The following is an 18,261-nucleotide window of genomic DNA, read 5'->3' on the forward strand; positions in this document are numbered from 1 at the left end:
CGCCTACGGAAAGGCCTGCCGATTCCGTCGACTGAACAGCATGCTATTCAACAAAATATAACATCGCAAGAGCGATTGTGTTAGAAAATGTTTGATTTGTATCTTTTAATTGACAGATGCCCCGAGGTGTGTGCCGGGCACGGCCCACATGCCAGGAAGGCGCAAATGAGAAGGCCCCCGCCCCGTGGACGGGGCGAGGGCCTGAAGCTTTCAGACAATTGGTCGGGGCAGGTCAGCCAGCGGCGGCCAGCCGTTCCGCGCGCTCGCGCTCCCTTTCGGCCCGGCTGGTATAGATGGCGGCGGCCACCACGCCGAGGGCGACCACGGCCAGCATCAGGGTACAGGCGGCGTTGATCATCGGCGTCACGCCCAGGCGTACGGAGGAATAAATACGCATCGGCAACGTGTTCCAGCCCGGCCCCGAGGTGAAGCTGGCCAGGACCAGATCGTCGAGCGACAGGGTGAAGGCCAGCATCCAGCCCGAGATCACCGCCGGTGCGATGATCGGCAGGGTGATCAGAAAGAAGGCCTTGAAGGGGCGGCAGCCCAGATCCAGTGCCGCCTCCTCGATCGAGCGATCGAAGCTGACCAGGCGCGACTGCACCACCACGGTGACGAAGCACATGGTGAGCGTGACATGGGCGATGGTGATGGTCCAGAAGCCGCGGTCCATGCCGAGCGAAATGAAGAACAGCAGCAGCGACAGGCCGATGATGATCTCAGGCATCACCAGCGGCGCATAGACCATGGCGGAAAAGGTCATGCGGCCGGGGAACCGGCCCATGCGGATCAGCACCACGGCGGCAAGCGTGCCGAGGATGGTGGCGATGGTGGCGGAGACGGTTGCGACGATCACTGTGATCTTCGCCGCATTCATGAAGGCTTCGTCGCGGAAGAGTTCGGTGTACCAGCGTGTCGACCAGCCGCCCCAAACCGTCACCAGCTTGGAGTCATTGAAGGAATAGACCACCAGGACGACGATCGGCAAATAGAGGAAGGCAAGGCCGAGGGCGACCGAAGTCATGTTGAACCAGGAAGAACCTTGTTTCATCGGTCGGTCTCCAGCGCCTTGGCTTGGCTATGCTGATAATAGGTGATCGGCACGACCAGGATGATCAACAGGATCACGGCGACGGCGGAGGCCGCCGGCCAGTCGCGGTTGGAGAAGAACAGGTCCCACATCTGCTTGCCGATCATCAGCGTGGACGAGCCGCCGAGCAGGTCGGGGATGACGAATTCGCCCACCGCCGGGATGAAGCAGAGCATGCAGCCGGCGATCACGCCGGGCAGGGAGAGCGGGAACGTCACCAGCCAGAAGGCCTTGATCGGCTTGCAACCAAGATCCGCCGAGGCTTCCAGCAAAGTGTGATCCATCTTCTCCAGGGTCGAATAGAGCGGCAGGATCATGAAGGGCAGGTAGGAATAGACGATGCCGATGAAGATCGCCCAATTGGTGTTGATGATCTGCAGGGGCTCGGAGATGATGCCGAGCTTGATCAGCGCCAGGTTGAGCAGGCCCTCGGGCTTGAGAATGCCGACCCAGGCATAGACGCGGATCAGGAACGAGGTCCAGAACGGCAGGATCACCAGCATCAGCAGGATGGGGCGCAGGCTCTTGGGTGCGCGTGCCATGCCATAGGCGACCGGATAGCCGACGATCAGCAGGAGGATCGTGGAGATGAAGGCGATCATCACGCTGGACAGATACGCCTTGAGATAAAGCGTGTCGCCGTCCTCGCCCCAGATGTTGAACATCGTCCAGTAATTGTCGAAGTTCAGCTCGGAGACGAAGCCCTGAATGCTCTGCCAGGTCCCGTCGAAGTCGAAAACCGGCAGATAGGGCGGCTGGCCGAGCGCCGTCTGGCTGAGCGAGATCTTCAGCACCATCAGGAAGGGCAGGGCGAAGAAGATCGTCAGCCACAGATAGGGAACGGCGATCACCCCGGTGCGTCCGGAGAAGAAGCCCTTGCGGGTCTTGTCAGCCATGTCGCCCTCCTATTTGGTCAGGACGACGCCGGCATCCGGCGCAAAGCTGACATGGACCTTGTCTTCCCAGGTGATCGGGCGCTCGACGAAGCGGCTCATATTGGCCTGCGACACCCGGATGCGCTGGCCGGTGCCGGTGACGTCGACCAGATAATTGGTCCAGTCGCCGAGATAACCGATGTCGAACACTTCGCCCACCAGCGAATTGCCCGGCGTGGCGGGCGCATCGAGCGAGATGCGCATCTTCTCGGGCCGGATGGCCAGGAAGACGTTCTGGCCGAGGGAGCAACGTTCGGTGCTGTCGACGCTGAAAGCCTGGTTGCTCGACGAGGTGATGGTGAGCGAACTGCCGTTCTGCGACGAAACCTTGCCCTCGAGGATGTTGATGTTGCCGATGAAGTCGGCGACATAGCGCGAATTGGGCTGCTCGTAGATCTCGCCGGGCGGAGCGACCTGTACCAGCTTGCCATGGTCCATCACGGCGATGCGGTCCGACATCGTCATCGCCTCTTCCTGGTCATGCGTGACGATGACGAAGGTGATGCCGAGTTCGACCTGGATGTCCATCAGCTCAAACTGGGTTTCCTCGCGCAGTTTCTTGTCGAGGGCGCCGAGCGGCTCGTCCAGCAGCAGCACCTTGGGCTGCTTGGCGACGGCACGGGCCAGGGCGACGCGCTGGCGCTGGCCGCCCGAGAGCTGGTGCGGCTTGCGGGTGGCGAACTTCTCCAGCTTGACCAGCTTCAGCATCTGGCTGACGCGGGTCTCGATCTCCGCCTTGGGCATCTTGTCCATCTTGAGGCCGAAGGCGATGTTGTCGGCTACGCTCATATGCGGAAACAGCGCGTAGGACTGGAACATCATGTTGACCGGCCGCTCATAGGGCGGCACGCCGGCCAGATCCTTGCCCGCCAGGGTGATGCGCCCCGATGTCGGCTGCTCGAAGCCGGCCAGCATGCGCATCAAGGTGGTCTTGCCGCAGCCCGAGGGGCCGAGCAGGGAGAAGAATTCGCGCGGATGGATATCGAGCGAAACCTCATTCACTGCCACGAAATCGCCGAAGCGCTTGGTGACGTTCTCGAAGCGGATGAGGGGAACTTCTTTTGGATCGGCCCAGGGCTGGAATTTGCGGCGAACGCCGCCGATCGCCTTCTGCGATTTCACGGGCGCCGTGGCGCCGCCCCCGCCTGTATCAGACATGGTATCCCATCTGTTTGTGGTGATTGGTTCCAGCCTAAACCGGGAAGTCGGCGGCGGTCTACAGGGGAAATGCGATTCTGCGCAAAAATGTGATCACATTTTTTGTGATCACATTTTTTGGCCGTTCCGATTGACTTTTACATGCCGCTAAAGGCAGTGTGGCGCCAGCGTCGGTCCACCGATGCCTCTTTTGCGCGTCTTCCCCGATGCGCGGCGCGTGCGCCTCCGCCCTCCTAAACCAAGGGCCCGAACCGGAGGTTAGTCGCGTGATGGCTTCCTAGGCAGAGTTTCCCGGTAAGGCCCTCGGATGGGCCTTGCCGGGAAACTCTGCAAATATTTGATATCTTGCAGATTTCTCTCGATCGGGCTGCTGACTCGATCGAGAGAAATCTGCCTGGTGGGCCGTCAAACAGGTCGCCGGCGCGTGTTTCGGGTCGCCGCTCCGCACTTCCTGCGGGGTGGAAGCCGCATGTGTGCGACGATGAGCAAAAAGAAGAAGTCAGACAAGCCCGAGCATTCTGGCGCGCCGGATATCGAATCCGCGCGCGGCATCTCCGGTGTCGAAAGCGCGAAGGACTGGTTCCGGGCGCGGGACATCGAAGAGATCGAGTGCCTGGTTCCCGACCAGGGCGGGGTGGCCCGCGGCAAGATCATGCCGGTGTCGAAGTTCCTGACCTCCCCGGTGATGAACCTGCCGCTTTCGATCTTCTACCAGTGCATTACCGGTGAATATCCGGCCTATGACGGGCTGGTGGACGCGGTGGAAGCCGATACCGACATGTTCATGCAGCCGGACTGGTCGACCCTGACCTCGGTGCCCTGGGCGATGGACCCGACCGCGCAGGTCATCCACGACGCCGTGACCCGCGACGGCCGCCCCGTCGAGCAGGCGCCGCGTCAGGTGCTGCGCCGCGTCCGCGAGCTCTATCGCAAGAGGGGGTGGCAGCCCGTGGTGGCGCCGGAGATCGAGTTCTATCTCGTCGAGCCCAACACCGATCCGGATTATCCGCTGAAACCCCCGATCGGCCGCTCGGGCCGCCCGGAACTCGGTCGGCAGGGCTATTCGATCTCGGCCGTCAACGAATTCGACGCCCTGTTCGAGGACATCTACAAATATTCCGAGCATCAGGGCCTTGAGATCGACACGCTGATCCACGAGGACGGCGTGGCGCAGATGGAGATCAATCTGCGTCATGGCGACCCGCTGGAACTGGCCGACCAGGTCTTCCTGTTCAAGCGCACCATCCGCGAAGCCTCGTTGCAGCACAAGATCTACGCCACCTTCATGGCCAAGCCCATGTCGGGCGAGCCGGGCTCGGCGCTGCATATCCACCAGTCGATCGTCGATGCCGAGAGCGGCCAGAACATCTTCTCCGATCCGGAGACTGGCGGGCCGACCCCGCTGTTCTTCTCCTTCCTGGCCGGCCAGCAGAAATATCTGCCGGCGATCATGTGCATGCTGGCACCCTATGTGAACTCTTATCGCCGGCTGACGCGGGATTCCATGGCGCCGATCAACGTGCAATGGGGTTACGACAACCGCACAGCCGGCCTGCGGGTGCCGCCCTCCGGGCCCGATGCGCGGCGCGTCGAGAACCGGGTACCTTCCTCGGATGCCAATCCCTACCTCGCCATCGCCGCCAGCCTCGCCGCAGGCTATCTCGGCATGAGCGAGGAACTCGAGGCAACTCCGCCGATCGAGTCGGATGCCAAGAACCGCGATTTCGAGCTGCCCCAGAGCCTGCTCGAGGCGGTCGCGGAAATGGATGAGAGCGAGGCGATCCGGCAGGTGATGGGCTCGTCCTTCGTCACCGCCTATGCGGCGATCAAGCGCCAGGAGCACGAGACCTTCATGAAGGTGATCAGTCCCTGGGAACGCGAGCATCTGCTCCTGAACGTGTAGTTGGGGGGCGGGTCTTCGGATCCGCCTCTTTGCCGGAAATCGCCCAAGGCTGCTGGAAAGGCGGGTCTGAAGACCCGCCCCTCGAGAGATCATGACCGACAATACCGGCCATCCGGCCAATTCCTATTATACGGCGACGGCCCGCAAGCTTCCCGCCCAGCCTCGGCTTCTGGGTGAGGAGCGGGCCGATGTCTGCATCGTCGGTGCCGGCTATACCGGGCTTGGCGCCGCGCTGGCCTTCGCGGAAAAAGGGCTTTCGGTCATCCTGCTCGAGGCAGCCGAGATCGGCTCGGGGGCCTCGGGGCGCAATGGCGGCCAGGTTCACTCCGGCCAGCGCCGCGACCAGGACTATCTGGAGAAATTGGTCGGCCTGGATGGCGCCAAGGCGCTGTGGCGGATGGCCGAGGACGCCAAGGCCCATCTCAAGGGCCTGATTGCCCGGCACCGGATCGCCTGCGACTACAAGCAGGGCATCCTGATCGCCGACCACAAGCCGTCTTATGTGGCGATGTCGCACGCCTATGCCGAAAAGCTCAGGACCGTCTATGGCTATGACAAGGTCGAGGCGATCGGCAAGGCCGAGCTCGATGCCATCCTTGGCGCGAGCGGCTATCATGGCGGCTTCCTCGACCATGATGGCGGCCACCTCCACCCCCTGAACCTGGCTTTGGGGCTGGGGGCGGCGGCACTTGATGCCGGGGTCCGGGTCTTCGAGCGCTCGCGGGCTGTCAGCTATCGGGCGGAGGGGGCGAAGGCGGTGATCCGCACGGCGCAAGGCAGCGTTTCCGCCGACTGGCTGATCCTCGCCGGCGACGGCTATCTCTCGGGGCTCGACGCCTATACCGAGGCTCGGGTGATGCCGATCAACAATTTCATCCTGGCGACCGAGCCGTTCTCGGACAATGAAGCCAGGGCCTTGATCGCCAACGACTATGCCGTCGCCGACAGCCGCTTCGTGGTGAACTACTATCGCCTGTCGGCGGACCGGCGCCTGCTCTTCGGCGGTGGCGAGAACTATCGCTCGGGCTTCCCCTCGGACATGAAGGCCTTCGTGCGCAAGCGCATGCTCAAGGTCTTCCCGCAACTCGAAAACAAGCGCATCGACTATGCCTGGGGCGGCACGTTGGGCATCACCACCACGCGCCTGCCTTTCGTGCGGCGGCTGGCGCCGAACGTGCTGACGGCCTCGGGCTATTCGGGGCAGGGCGTGATGCTCGCGCCTTATTTCGGCAAGATCCTGGCGGATGTTACCGCCGCCAGCCTCGGCGAGTTCGATCGCCTCGCCGCCCTGCCGACGCCGCCCTTCCCGGGCGGCCGTCTGCTGCGCTGGCCGACCCTGGTCGCCGGCATGAGCTACTACGCGCTAAGGGACCGGCTCTGAACCCTTGCTAAACGCGCTCGAGCGGCGAGCTTGTCTGCGTGAGCTCCCCCGTTCTGAAGCGTCTTCGCGGTTCTCGTCGAGCCAATTCTCAAGCCGGCTTTAACCGGTTGGGTTCGCGCGAGCAGGCTGCTCGGCATCCGGCTTGCAAGATCCAGGAAAAAATCACACTCTCCTGCTGCTTCGGAAGTCTTCTGCCCCACGATGCGGGACACTTCCTTTCTATACGCAATCAAGACAACGTCATTTTACAATATTGTCAAAGCGGGATGGAAAGCACCATGGTTTCCTATTTGGATTATTATGAGCCTGGATCGAGTATGCGCCGGATTGTGCCTGCGCGATTGATCGGATGGGCTGTCAGGACTTCATTTGTCGTGGGGACATTGACCTTGGCCGCGGTCCCGGCAAGTGCGGGAGGTGTCGAGCCCTGGATCACGACATGGGCGGCCACGCCTGCTCCGCGCTGGGCAGAGGAACTGCCGGCCCCCTTCGACGTGCCGGAAGTGCTGGGAGACCAGACAGTCCGCCAGATCGCCCGCATCAGCGTTGGGGGCGAGCAGGTCCGCGTGGTCATCTCCAACGAGTTCGGCACGCGCCCGGTAACCATCGGTTCGGCCAGCGTGGCCCTGTCCAAGGGCGGCAGCGCCGTGGATGAGGGGTCCGTCAAGGCCTTGACCTTCGGAGGCAAGCCATCGGCCGTGATTCCTCCCGGCGCTCCCCTGGTCAGCGACCCCGTGGACCTGCCGGTCAAGGCCCTGTCGAATCTCGCGGTCAGCTTCTACCTGCCCAAGCGCGCCGGCATCACCTCGGTCCATTGGGACGGCGTCCAGACCGGCTATGTCTCCGGCCCAGGAGACAAGACCAAGGAGGCCGATTTCGCACCCGCCAGCACCAACAAATCGCGCCTGCTGCTCAGCCGCATCCTGACCACGGCCAAGCCGGAGTCGAAGGCGATCGTGTTCTTCGGCGATTCCATCACCGACGGGGCCTGCTCCACGCCGGACAAGAACAATCGCTGGCCCGATCATGTCGCCGAGCGCCTGCAGGCCGAGGGCCATGCCGATGTCGCCGTGGTCAACGAGGCCTATTCGGGCAATCGCGTGCTCTCCAACGGCATGGGCACCAATGCCCTCAGCCGCTTCGACATGTCGGTGCTGAGCCATCCGCGGGTTTCGACCGTGGTGATGATGATGGGCATCAACGATATCGGCTGGCCGGGCAAGGACGCCATCACCCCGGCTGATCCCGAGCCCACGGCCGAAGACGTGATCGCCGGCTACAAGCAGATCATCGACCGGGCCCACGCCCATGGCATCCGTTTCGTCGGCGTGACCCTCACGCCCTTCGTCGACACCTTCAAGGGGCTGCCGACCTCCGGCTACTACACGCCGGAGAAGGAGAAGATCCGCCAGGAGGTCAATGCCTGGATCCGGACCAACAAGATGGCGGACGGGCTGATCGATTTCGACAAGGTGCTCGAGGATCCCGCCAAGCCCGACAATATCAATCCCGCCTATGATTGCGGCGACCACCTGCATCCCAACGACGCCGGCTATCAGGCCATGGCCAAGGCGGTCGATCTCGGCGTGCTGGTGCCCAAGCCGTAGCAGGGCAAACGGCATCCCCGGCATCGGCCTTGCGCCGGGGATGCTCCATGGAGTTCGATAGATGGCGTCAGGCCAATCGGCGGTCGAGTTCGAGAAGGGTGCGCAAAAGCACCACGGCGCCGTCGGCGCATTGCCGGGGCGATGAATATTCCTGTTCGTTGTGGGAGAGCCCGTCGCGGGATGGGATGAAGATCATCGCCGTCGGCGCGAGGGTCGCCAAGTGGGCGGCGTCGTGGCCAGCGCCGGAGGCGATGTCGCGGCAGGACAGCCCGCAATCGGCAGCCGCTTGGCGGACAGCTTCGATGCAGGCGGGATCGAAGGCCACCGGCTTCTTGGCCCAGATCCGCTCGATGCGGCTGTCGGCCTGGCCGGCAACGGCCTGCCGCAGTGCCGCTTCCATGGCGTCCAGCCCGGCTTCGCTGGGATGGCGCATGTCGATCTGCAGGCCGACCCTTCCCGGAACGACATTGCGCGAATTCGGAAAAACGTCGGCATGGCCGGCCGTCAGCACGCCGGGCACATGGGCGCGGCCGATCGCTTCGATATCGAGGATCAGGCGGGCGGCGGTGGTCAGAGCATCCCTGCGGTTCGTCATCGGCGTCGAACCGGCATGAGATTCGGTGCCCTCTATCTCCACGTCGAACCAGCGCAGGCCCTGCACGCCGGTGACGGCGCCGATCGCGATGCCCTCGGCTCCCAGAACAGGTCCCTGTTCGATGTGGAGCTCGACATAGGCGGCGGGAGCCTGCCTATGGACGTAGCTGCCGCGATAGCCGATGGCTTCGAGGGCCTGGTCGACGCTGATGCCGGCGTGGTCGCGGACCGCGAGTGCCTCGTCGAGCGCGATGGCGCCGGCATGCACGCCCGAACCGAACATCGCCGGGGAAAAGCGCGAGCCTTCCTCATTGGTCCAGTTCACCACGGTCAGCGGGTGTTCGGTGACGAGGCCCGAGCTCTTCAGGGCACGAAGAACGGCAAGTCCGGCCAGCACGCCCAGGATCCCGTCATAGCGCCCGCCGCCCGGCTGGGTGTCGAGATGGCTGCCTGTCATGATGGCGGGCAGGGCGGCGTTGCGCCCGGGATAGCAGGCGAACAGGTTGCCGATCGGATCGATGCCCACGTTGCAGCCAAGCTCGAGGCAGCGGGCCGTAAACCAGTCCCGGACGGCCTTGTCTTCCGGCGTGAGCGTGAGTCGAGAGACGCCGCCATTTCCGGCGCCGCCGAAATGCGCGGTGGCCTCGATGTCGGCGTTGAGCTGTGCCGCATCGATGCGAGGCATCGAGCCCGGCCGGCTGGCGAGAGGCTGGTCCATCATTCCGCCTTGGCGGTTTCTTGCAGCTTGTAGCGGAAATTGCAGTGGCTGGAACCGTCCATGATGGTCTGCGTACGCTCCAGCGTGATGCGCGGATCATAGCCGGTGCAGAACACCCCGTCGCGGTTGCAGGACAAGAGGTGCCCGATCTTGCCCAGCCCCATTTCCTTGTAGGTCTCGGCATAGCGGCAGCGATGGACGTTGTAGTCGAACTCGGTGTCGGTGGCCTTGACCACTTCGATCACCAGTGCGTCGTCCTGGGTCCACAGCGCCTGCAGATCCTGGAAGCTGCGCAGATCGGTGCCACCCGGGGTCTTGGCGGCAAAGCTGCGCCCGGCCGCGATGGCGGCCTTGCGAATGGCGGAATCGAGGATCGATTGCGCCACCTCCTCGCCGAGGCGCTCGCGCATTTCCTCGTAGATGGGGGCGATGATGCCGGCTTCGATCCGGCGGCGGGCGAGAATGCCGATCTCACCCTCCATGACCGCCCTTGCATTGTCTTTCCGGCCGGGATCTCCTGCCTGGCTCATGGCCTGCCTCCTGCTCGCTGATCGATCATGCTGCCAGTTGGGCAGCGTCCGGGCCGGAGGCAAGCGAAAAATCGACGGCGGCTGCCGCATGGATCGCCGTGGAGTCGAAACCGGGCAGGGTCAGGCCATCGGGGGAGAGGATCAGGCAGATCTCGGTGCAGCCGAGAATGACGCTGTCGGCACCTTCGGCCTTGGCCTGCTCGATCAGCGCCTCGAGCTTTTGGCGCGAGCTATCCTTCACCAGCCCGGCGCAGAGTTCGGAGAAGATGACGTCATGCACGATGGTCCGCCCCGCGGCGTCGGGCACCATCACCTCGATGCCGTGGCTGCGCATGCGATCGGCGTAAAAGCCCTGTTCCATGGTGTAGCGGGTGGCGAGCAGGAGAGGGCGGTTGCGGCCGGCTGCAGCCAGGGCCTTGGCGGTTTCGTCGATGATGTCGATCAGCGGACAGGCGATCGCCGTCTGCACCGGCTGGGCCACTAGATGCATGGTATTGGTGCAGATCAGCACACAGCCGGCACCGGCATTCTGGAGATCGCGCGCCACGCTCGCCAGCCGTTCGGCGGCCGCATCCCAGCGTCCGGCCTTCTGCATGTCGACGATGTCCTGGAAATTCACCGAATGCAGCATGACCTCGGCCGAATGCAGCTCGCCGCGCCGGGCGCGCACCGCCTCGTTGATCAGCTTGTAATAGATCGCCGAGCTCTCGAAGCTCATGCCGCCGATCAGGCCGATTTTCCGCATGTCCGTCTCCCATCCCAGGGCTTGGTTTCCATGTCGGAATAATGCCTCGAAACCCGCGAAAATAGATTGCATTGTTTGGGCGCAGTGACTGCTGTTTTAACAAATATATTGCGATATTTTCATATATTCGCAAAAATCTTGCGTGATAGGTTTTTCATGCACAAGATGGATGCGCGGAGAAATCATGAAGCTCGATCAGCGCGACAAGCAGATCCTGGCAATGCTCCAGCTTCAGGCGGATCATCCGCTCGCTGATCTCGCCGAGAAGACCCATTTGTCGCCTTCGGCCTGCTGGCGGCGCATCAAGCGGCTGGAGGAGGAGGGCTACATCCTCCGGCGCGCGGCCCTGCTCGACCGCAGGAAAGTGGGAGTGCCGACCACCGTCTATGTCATGATCCGCACCGCGAACCATTCGCTCGACTGGCTGGAGCGCTTTCGGGCTCTCGTCGCCGATACGCCGGAGATCGTCGAGATGCACCGGCTCACCGGGGATATCGACTATCTGCTCAAGATCGTGCTGCCCGATGTCGAAAGCCTCGACCTGGTCTACAAGAAGCTGGTGGCCAAGCTGCAGTTCAACGACATCTCCTCCTACATCTCGATGGAGATGTTCAAGGACACCACGGTGCTGCCGCTCACCAATGCCTGACGGCAGGCCTCAGGCCAGGGGGATGAGCGCCTTCAGCCGTGCCATCCGCCGGCCGAACAGGGAGGGATCGCCGAGGGCGCGTGCGGTGACCAGCGCACCCTGGATGCCGGCGACGATATCCTCGGCAAGTGCGTCGGCGAGATCAGGCGCCTTGCCGAGGCGCCGCAGTGCCTCCGCCAGGGCGTCGCACCATTCGGCGAAATAGGCGTTGATGGCGTCGGCAAAACGGTCGCGCACATCCGACAGGGCGAACACGCCGACGATGCAGACCCGTCCGCCCGAGTGGAAATAGCGGTCCGTCGCCTCGAACATGGCCGAGATCGCGGCAGCCGGATCCGTCGTGGCGCGCAGCGGTTCGAAGACATGGCTGCGGAACCAGCCGTCGATATGATCGAGCACGGCAGCCGCCATCTCCTCCTTCCCGCCCGGGAAGAAGTTGTAGAGGCTGCCTTTGCCCAAGCCCGTCCGCTGGCCGATGAGGGCGAGGCTGGCGCCCTCATAGCCGTGGCTGCGGAAGACCTCGGTGAGGGCCGGGATGATGTCGGCGCGCTCGCGAATTGTCTTCATCTAAAGGCCGAGATCGTTGAGACCCGGGTGGTCGGCGGGGCGGGGAGCGGAGCGATCCCAGTGGAACTTGCGCTCGCTCTCGGCGATCGGCAGGTCGTTGATGGAGGCGTGGCGCACGGCCATCAGGCCGTTTTCGTCGAACTCCCAGTTCTCGTTGCCATAGGAGCGGAACCAGTTGCCCTCGGCGTCGTGCCACTCATAGGCAAAGCGCACGCCGATGCGGTTGTCGCCATAGGCCCACAATTCCTTGATCAGGCGATAATCCTGCTCGCGTTGCCATTTGCGGGTGAGGAAGGCGACGATCTCGGGCCGCCCCCTGAGGAACTCCGAGCGGTTCCGCCAGCGGCTGTCTGGCGTGTAGGCGAGCGAAACGCGCTCGGGATTGCAACTGTTCCAGCCATCCTCGGCGGCACGGATCTTCTGGATCGCGGCCTCACGGGTGAAGGGGGGAAGCGGCGGGCGTTGTTCGGGCATGACGACATCCTCTTTGTACCGATCGTTCCATTATGGACCGATCGGTACAGGAGTCAAGCCCTTCCTTGGAGCGCAGACATCTCAGCGACATGCAGGCATGTCGCGATGTCCGCTCTTGGAAATGCCCCGTTCTCAGGAAAGCAAGAGCGGACAGGATGTCCGCGCTCCGCCTCACGCCTTCTGCGGCAAAGTCAGCCCATATTTGCTGCCGAGTTCGACGAAAGCCTCTTCGCTGACGGGGTCGACGGGCACGCCCTTGCGTGCCCGCTCTTCCTCCACCGCCCATTCGCGGTCGCCCGGCGCCATCGGCTTGCCGGTCGCGCCTTCGGCCGGCACGGCGGCGCGGATATTGGCGAGATAGCGCGTCATGATCGCACCGTAGATCTCGGGGGCGATGAAGGCCGAGGGGTTGATGGCGAGGGCAAAGCCGCCCATGTCGCGCGGGGCGCCGGTTGAAGGCTGGCCATACATCGGCACCAGTTCGGTGGAGAGCGCCATGCCGGTGAGGGGAGCGGACAGGATCTCCACCAGCCCGGCGAGCGCCGCGCCCTTGAAGCCCTGCTCGCCGCCCACCGGCGAGAGCACGCGGGCAGCTTCCGGATCGGTGGTGTTGACGCCCTTTTCGTCCACGGCCACGCCCTGCGGCAGAGTGAGGCCGAGCGAACGATAGAGCAGCACGCGGTTCTGCGGAATTGCGCTGGTCGCCATGTCCATCAGCCAGGGGCGCTGGCCCGGCACCGGTGCGCCGATGGCGATCGGGCTGGTGCCGTGGAAGGCGTCGCGCCCGTCGAACAGCCGCACGGCCGCGTCGGAATTGGCTGTGAGCAGGCCGATGAAGCCCTGTTCGGCTGCCCACATCGGATAGGCGCCGGCCGCGCCCATATGGGAGGAACGCCGAATGGTGACGGCACCGATGCCCTGCGTCCTGGCGATATCGACGGCCACTTCCATGGCCCGGTAGCAGGCCAGGTGTCCGATGGCACCATCGGCATCGAGAACGGCGGTGGCGCCTTCGCCGCGCTGCACTTCGAGTTGGGGATGGCCGTTGATCTCGCCACTGGCCAGCACCGAGAGGTAATAGGGCAGCAGCCGGACGCCATGGCTGTCCACGCCGAGGCGCGAGGCATGCATCATGGCGCGGGTAGCGGCCTGTGCCGAGGGGGCATCGGCCCCACCGGCCAGGAGGGCGGATTCGAGAAAGGCTTCGAGGCTGCTACTCGTATAACGCTGCGGTTGGCTCATCGGTCACGCTCTGTCTTCGGATAATCATCCCGGTCATCGGGATCGATCTGGTCGGCTTCTTCGCCGGGAATGGCATAGACACCCTTCAGCCAGCGCGACAGATCGATGTCGGCGCAGCGCTTGGAGCAGAAGGGCTTGCTGGCCTCGACACTGGGCTTGCCGCAGATCGGGCATTTGCGCTTGACGAGAGGGGTCGGGCTCGGTTCGCTCACAATTCGTCCCTCCAACTGCCGCGGACCGGAAAGCCCGCACCTTCGAGAAGGCTCACCGTCTCATAGAGCGGCAGGCCGACGACATTGGTGTAGGACCCGACTAGTCGCAGCACGAATACGCCGGCCAGGCCCTGGATGGCGTATCCGCCCGCCTTGCCGTGCCATTCGTTGGAGTCGAGATAGGCATTGAGTTCGTCGAGCGACAGATGCTTGAAGCGTACCCGCGTCTCCACCAGCCGGGTCCGGATGGTGCCGTGCGGATCGGCGACGGCGACGCCCGTCATCACGATATGGCTGCGGCCCGACAGCAGGCTGAGGCAGGCCTCGGCATCTTCCCGCGTTTCGGCCTTGGGCAGGATGCGCCCGGTGCAGGCCACCACCGTATCGGCCGACACCGTATAGGCACCTGCGAGATCGGGCCGGCTTGCAAGGGTCGTCAGGGCAGTTTCGAGCTTGCCCCTGGCGAGGCGCTGCACCAGCATGCGCGCCGCCTCGCCGCGCCTGGGCGTTTCATCGATATCGGTGGGCAGCAACGCATCCGGTTCGCAGCCTGCCTGCTCGAGCAGGGCATGGCGGCGCGGGCTGGCGGAAGCGAGCACGAGCTTGGGACGTTCAGTCATGACAGGCGCAATAGCAGGATTCGTCGTGTTTGGACCAGAGTCGGCTGAGAAATAGAACCGATCCCGTTGGATCGCGGCCTGCCTCCAGGAGGAGGGCATCCTTCGAGAGGCGTCGCCGGCTTGCAAAAAGTTCCGTAGGGAACACAAGTTGATGTCGCATCTATATTAACGCACCCGGCAAATATAAATGCCGTGCTATGTATTTCATTGCGAGGGGCCGAGGACAATTTGCGCGGCATGTCAACATGCCCGAATGACCTCCAATGATTTCGATTGAATCGTGGATGGGGAAGGGGCTGGCATGCAGCATAGAGGTTGTATCGCTTTGGCGGCGGCGAGTATTGCTCTGCTCGCGGCCGGAAGCGCGAGAAGCGAGGTCATCGGCCGTTACGACATGGGGCAATGGGTGATCGAAGCCAATGCCAGCAATGGCCGCTTTGAATATTGTGCTTCCAGCGGCAAGTATTCGAGGGGCGCGGCGGTGCATTTCCTGCTGACGCGGGAAGCGGCCTGGGGCATGGTCATCGAGAATCCCAACTGGAACTGGGTCAGGGATTCGCGAGGCGACGTGACCTATTGGGTCGACAATTACCGTTCGCGTGCCAGCGGCGCCAAAGCCACGGCGCCGACCCGGCTGCTGATTCCGCTGGCCGATTCCACGCAGCTCTTCCAGGAGATCCGGGCCGGTCGGGTTCTCTATTTCCAGCCTCGCGGCAACAAGTCCTTCTCGGTTACCCTGAATGGTACGTCGTCAGCCCTGAGTGCGCTGATGCAATGCGTGACACGCTACCGCTAGATCGTCGAGAAGGCGCGTCCGGCTTCGACGCGTCTTCGCCATTCAAGGCTGGCGGCGAAACGTGGCGCTACCGTTTCGCCTATTGCCCTTCAGGATAGTCGGCACCCTCGGTCACTGCCGCCCAGGCGTCGAAGTCCTGTGCGAGCTGGGACAGCTTGATGCGGGCGCCTTCGAGAGCTGCCTTGCCGAGCAGCAGCCGCAGGGGCGGATTCTCGGCCTCGACGGCCTTGACGATCGCCTGGGCGGCGCGAACCGGATCGCCCGGCTGCTTGCCGCTATTGCCCCGGATCTGGCCCTGACGAACGCCCGCCGTTTCGCGATAGGCCGCGATGGTCTGCGGTGCCTCGTTGGCGGAACGGCCCGCCCAGTCGGTCCGGAACGGGCCGGGTTCGACGATCAGCACCTTGAGGCCCAGGGGCGCGACTTCCTGCGACAGCGATTCCGACAGGGCTTCGACCGCGAATTTGGTGGCGGTGTAGAAGCTGACGGAGGGCGGGGCGCGCAGGCCGCCGATCGAGGAGATGTTGACGATGGTGCCCGAACGCTGCTGGCGCATTGCCGGCAGCACCGCGCGCGTCATCGCCGTCAGGCCCCAGACATTGATGTCGAACATCTTGTGGACTTCGGCCATGTCACTCTCTTCGAGCGAGCCGAAATAGCCGATGCCGGCATTGTTCACCAGGACGTCGATGCGGCCGAACCGGTCCAGCGCCACGGCCAAGGCAGCATCGATATCGGCCTGTTTCGTCACGTCGAGCTTGAGCACAAGCGCCGTATCGCCGAACTCCATGACGAAGTCCTCGAGTTGGGCGGGATTGCGGGCGGTGACGACGGTCGGATAGCCCAGCGAAAGCGTGTGGCGCGCCAGTTCGCGGCCAAAGCCGGTGGAGCAGCCGGTGATGAACCAGACGGGCTTTGCAATTTCTGACATGACAATCTCTTTGGAAAGCAAAGGTAAGGCATCTTACATAGAACCAACACTCTTGCTCAATAACCTGGGTAAAAACATACAGGCCGTATAGCCTGCCTGATGAATAGCCGGCTCTTTATCGCATTTTTCAGCTTGGTCGGGCCAGCGTGATCTCCCGCCTTTCGGCATTGGCTCGGCTGGCGGCGTCGAGGCAGGCGATCAGATGGCGTGCATAGGCTCCATCGACGGGAACCGGCGCGCTTGCCTCGATGGCGGCTGCCATGGCCCGCCATTCGGCCTCGACCGCGCGCTGCATCCAATCCGGATCGGCGGAATGGGCGATCGGTGTCCAGCTGCCGCCGCGCCCGATCGAAACGCCGTTTTCGAAATCGATGCGCAGGGTGCCGTCCTCGCAGACGAGGTCCATGGCAAAGCTTACGGTGCCGTCGCGATAGCCGACGCTGGCGACCTGGCCGATGCGCCCATCCGCAAAGCGCAGCAGCATCAAGGCACTGTCATCGGCTTCCTGCTGGTGGAACCAGGTGCCGGAGAGAGCGCTCACCGCGGCCACTTCGCTGCCCATCAGCCAGACGAGGCGATCGAGAGCGTGGATGCCGGCCGTCATCAGCATGCCGCCACCCGTGACGTGGGAAAGATGCCAGGGACGCCGATTGGCTTCCATCCACAATTTGATCATCCAGCTCGAGCCGAGCACCGGCCGGCCGAGCGTGCCGCCGTCGAGGATCTCCCGGGCGATGAGGCAAGGACGAGCGAAATGCATGACATGACCGACCATCAGCCGGATATCGGCCTGTCGCGCGGCAGCATTGATGGCGTCGCATTCGGCGAGTGTCGGTGCCATCGGCTTTTCCAGGAGGATGTGCTTGCCGGCCCGGGCCGCCGCCACCGCCATTTCAGCGTGGAGATGATGAGGGGTGGCAATGACGACGGCGTCGACCGCGGGGTCGTCGAGCAAGGCGCGCCAATCGGTGTGGGCATTGCCGCCATGTTCGTGGGCGAACACCCGGGCGGCTGCGGCGTCTTCCCGGCATATGGCCGCGACACGAAGGCCCCGCATCGCCGCAATAGCCCTGGCATGGACCGCGCCGAAATGGCCGGCCCCGATGATGCCGATACCGATCATGCCGTCGCCCTCCGATAGGCCTCGTCGATCAGCGTCATGGCCCGCCAATAGTCTTCGATGCCGACGAGAGGGGCTGCGCCGCGTGCCAGCCGGGCCAGCGTATCCGCCATGAAGGCCTTGTAGCGCTCACCGGGCAGCAGGGGCGGTTCCCCGCGCACGGCCGCATCGTCGAGCGTCGTGGTGCTGCAATGATCTCCGCGGTCGACGAGATAGGCGTTTGCACTGGAGACACGCCATTCGAAGTCGCCGCCCGGTGCCATCGAGGCATAGGTATAGCCGGCCTCCACCGTGACGATCAGTCCCCGGTCGCTGCGCAGGGTGAGGACGGCGTAGTCTTCGACGGCCTCGCCATGGAGATGGCCGAGGGAGGCGGAAACCAGTTCCAGCCCGTCATCTCACGCTAGGGCCAGCGCGGCGTCGACGCCATGGATGCCGAGATTGCGCAGGGCGCCGCCGCCGCTGGTCTGCGGTGCCAGTAGCCAGGGCACGCCGTCGATCCGGTAGCGCTCCGGCGGTCCGTTCACGATGCGGAACTGGGCGTGGGAAAGCCCGCCGAGCCGGCCGGCGGCGGCGAGTTCGGCAATACGCGGCCAGATCGGGCTGCAGCGATTGGGAAGCGGCACGGCGATGAAGGCGCCCCGCCGGCCGCGATCCCTGAGCGGTTCGAGTTCGGATGCTCCCAGTGCAGCCGGCTTTTCCAGCATCACGGCGAGCCCCGCATCGACAAGCGAGATTGCGCGCTCGACCAGACCCGCTGGCCTGCCCATCAACACCACCAGGTCCGGCCGGGTCGCGGCAAGGCCCTCGAAGGAGGCGTGCAGTTCGAGGCCGTTCGCCGAGGCAAAGCGCGCCGCGACGTCGGCATCCTCGTCCCACACCCCGGTGATGGTTGCGCCGGCCTGGTGGGCGGCCTCCCGGTGCATGGCCGCATGCCAATGTCCGACGCCGGCCAGGGCGATGCGCATGGCCATTTCCTCCGCGGTTTA

At 64.0% G+C, this 18,261-nt stretch carries 20 protein-coding genes; 5 read left to right on the forward strand and 15 right to left on the reverse strand.

The window, feature by feature from the left end; translation table 11 throughout:
• Window positions 1–232 precede the first annotated feature (232 nt).
• From U1R88_RS08195 to U1R88_RS08205, 3 genes are read right to left on the reverse strand one after another with little or no spacing between them, the layout of a single operon-like run.
• Window positions 233–1,051, reverse strand: a complete 819-nt coding sequence (locus tag U1R88_RS08195) for an ABC transporter permease (protein WP_068286557.1) — start codon at window positions 1,049–1,051, stop codon at window positions 233–235.
• Window positions 1,048–1,986, reverse strand: a complete 939-nt coding sequence (locus U1R88_RS08200) for an ABC transporter permease subunit (protein ID WP_322430803.1) — start codon at window positions 1,984–1,986, stop codon at window positions 1,048–1,050. Before U1R88_RS08200 ends, U1R88_RS08195 begins: the two co-directional genes overlap by 4 nt.
• Before the next feature lie 9 nt (window positions 1,987–1,995).
• A complete protein-coding gene (locus tag U1R88_RS08205) occupies window positions 1,996–3,183 on the reverse strand; it encodes an ABC transporter ATP-binding protein (protein ID WP_322430804.1) in 1,188 nt (395 codons plus the stop codon).
• Between the two features lie 469 nt (window positions 3,184–3,652).
• Here U1R88_RS08205 and U1R88_RS08210 point away from each other — a divergent pair, with 469 nt between their 5' ends.
• The 3 genes from U1R88_RS08210 (at window position 3,653) to U1R88_RS08220 (ending at window position 8,074) form a co-directional block, all read left to right on the forward strand.
• On the forward strand, window positions 3,653–5,086 hold the full coding sequence (locus U1R88_RS08210) for a glutamine synthetase family protein (RefSeq protein WP_322430805.1): 1,434 nt from the start codon (window positions 3,653–3,655) through the stop codon (window positions 5,084–5,086).
• 91 nt (window positions 5,087–5,177) lie between these two features.
• Window positions 5,178–6,467, forward strand: coding sequence for an NAD(P)/FAD-dependent oxidoreductase (locus tag U1R88_RS08215; protein WP_322430806.1), 1,290 nt, complete (start codon window positions 5,178–5,180; stop codon window positions 6,465–6,467).
• Between the two features lie 389 nt (window positions 6,468–6,856).
• Complete coding sequence (locus U1R88_RS08220; protein ID WP_322430808.1) at window positions 6,857–8,074, forward strand: SGNH/GDSL hydrolase family protein; 1,218 nt, start codon at window positions 6,857–6,859, stop codon at window positions 8,072–8,074.
• Between the two features lie 67 nt (window positions 8,075–8,141).
• Here the strand turns inward: U1R88_RS08220 and U1R88_RS08225 are convergent, their stop codons facing one another.
• From U1R88_RS08225 to U1R88_RS08235, 3 genes are read right to left on the reverse strand one after another with little or no spacing between them, the layout of a single operon-like run.
• On the reverse strand, window positions 8,142–9,389 hold the full coding sequence (locus U1R88_RS08225) for a Zn-dependent hydrolase (RefSeq protein ID WP_322430809.1): 1,248 nt from the start codon (window positions 9,387–9,389) through the stop codon (window positions 8,142–8,144).
• Window positions 9,386–9,916 (reverse strand): L-2-amino-thiazoline-4-carboxylic acid hydrolase, encoded by a 531-nt coding sequence (locus tag U1R88_RS08230; protein WP_322430810.1) that lies wholly within the window; start codon window positions 9,914–9,916, stop codon window positions 9,386–9,388. Before U1R88_RS08230 ends, U1R88_RS08225 begins: the two co-directional genes overlap by 4 nt.
• 25 nt (window positions 9,917–9,941) lie before the next feature.
• Entirely contained in the window at window positions 9,942–10,661 is a 720-nt protein-coding gene (locus tag U1R88_RS08235) for an aspartate/glutamate racemase family protein (protein WP_322430811.1), read from the reverse strand.
• Between the two features lie 184 nt (window positions 10,662–10,845).
• Between U1R88_RS08235 and U1R88_RS08240 the strand changes: the two genes are divergently transcribed.
• Window positions 10,846–11,310 carry an Lrp/AsnC family transcriptional regulator gene (locus tag U1R88_RS08240; protein WP_068286529.1) on the forward strand — a complete coding sequence of 155 codons (465 nt, stop codon included), beginning with the start codon at window positions 10,846–10,848 and terminating at the stop codon, window positions 11,308–11,310.
• A 9-nt stretch (window positions 11,311–11,319) separates the two neighbouring features.
• On the opposite strand, the gene U1R88_RS08245 is transcribed toward U1R88_RS08240, so the two are convergent.
• From U1R88_RS08245 to U1R88_RS08265, 5 genes are all read right to left on the reverse strand, one after another.
• Window positions 11,320–11,877 (reverse strand): TetR/AcrR family transcriptional regulator, encoded by a 558-nt coding sequence (locus U1R88_RS08245; protein WP_322430812.1) that lies wholly within the window; start codon window positions 11,875–11,877, stop codon window positions 11,320–11,322.
• Window positions 11,878–12,351 carry a nuclear transport factor 2 family protein gene (locus tag U1R88_RS08250; protein WP_068286526.1) on the reverse strand — a complete coding sequence of 158 codons (474 nt, stop codon included), beginning with the start codon at window positions 12,349–12,351 and terminating at the stop codon, window positions 11,878–11,880.
• A 171-nt stretch (window positions 12,352–12,522) separates the two neighbouring features.
• Window positions 12,523–13,593 (reverse strand): Ldh family oxidoreductase, encoded by a 1,071-nt coding sequence (locus U1R88_RS08255; RefSeq protein WP_322430813.1) that lies wholly within the window; start codon window positions 13,591–13,593, stop codon window positions 12,523–12,525.
• Entirely contained in the window at window positions 13,590–13,805 is a 216-nt protein-coding gene (gene yacG, locus U1R88_RS08260) for a DNA gyrase inhibitor YacG (protein WP_322430814.1), read from the reverse strand. Before yacG ends, U1R88_RS08255 begins: the two co-directional genes overlap by 4 nt.
• Window positions 13,802–14,425 carry a Maf family nucleotide pyrophosphatase gene (locus U1R88_RS08265; protein WP_322430815.1) on the reverse strand — a complete coding sequence of 208 codons (624 nt, stop codon included), beginning with the start codon at window positions 14,423–14,425 and terminating at the stop codon, window positions 13,802–13,804. Before U1R88_RS08265 ends, yacG begins: the two co-directional genes overlap by 4 nt.
• 301 nt (window positions 14,426–14,726) lie before the next feature.
• Between U1R88_RS08265 and U1R88_RS08270 the strand changes: the two genes are divergently transcribed.
• On the forward strand, window positions 14,727–15,221 hold the full coding sequence (locus U1R88_RS08270; RefSeq protein ID WP_322430816.1) for a hypothetical protein: 495 nt from the start codon (window positions 14,727–14,729) through the stop codon (window positions 15,219–15,221).
• Window positions 15,222–15,300: 79 nt separating this feature from the next.
• Here the strand turns inward: U1R88_RS08270 and U1R88_RS08275 are convergent, their stop codons facing one another.
• The 4 genes from U1R88_RS08275 to U1R88_RS08290 form a co-directional block, all read right to left on the reverse strand.
• On the reverse strand, window positions 15,301–16,152 hold the full coding sequence (locus U1R88_RS08275; protein WP_068286510.1) for an oxidoreductase: 852 nt from the start codon (window positions 16,150–16,152) through the stop codon (window positions 15,301–15,303).
• A 127-nt stretch (window positions 16,153–16,279) separates the two neighbouring features.
• Window positions 16,280–17,275 carry a Gfo/Idh/MocA family protein gene (locus U1R88_RS08280; protein ID WP_322430817.1) on the reverse strand — a complete coding sequence of 332 codons (996 nt, stop codon included), beginning with the start codon at window positions 17,273–17,275 and terminating at the stop codon, window positions 16,280–16,282.
• On the reverse strand, window positions 17,272–17,562 hold the full coding sequence (locus U1R88_RS08285; RefSeq protein WP_322430818.1) for a hypothetical protein: 291 nt from the start codon (window positions 17,560–17,562) through the stop codon (window positions 17,272–17,274). The genes U1R88_RS08280 and U1R88_RS08285 overlap by 4 nt, the downstream gene beginning before the upstream one ends.
• 108 nt (window positions 17,563–17,670) lie before the next feature.
• Window positions 17,671–18,240 carry a Gfo/Idh/MocA family protein gene (locus U1R88_RS08290; RefSeq protein ID WP_322430819.1) on the reverse strand — a complete coding sequence of 190 codons (570 nt, stop codon included), beginning with the start codon at window positions 18,238–18,240 and terminating at the stop codon, window positions 17,671–17,673.
• Window positions 18,241–18,261: the final 21 nt, after the last annotated feature.

Source organism: Labrys sedimenti (assembly GCF_034424805.1).
Taxonomy (GTDB): Bacteria; Pseudomonadota; Alphaproteobacteria; order Rhizobiales; family Labraceae; genus Labrys; species Labrys sedimenti.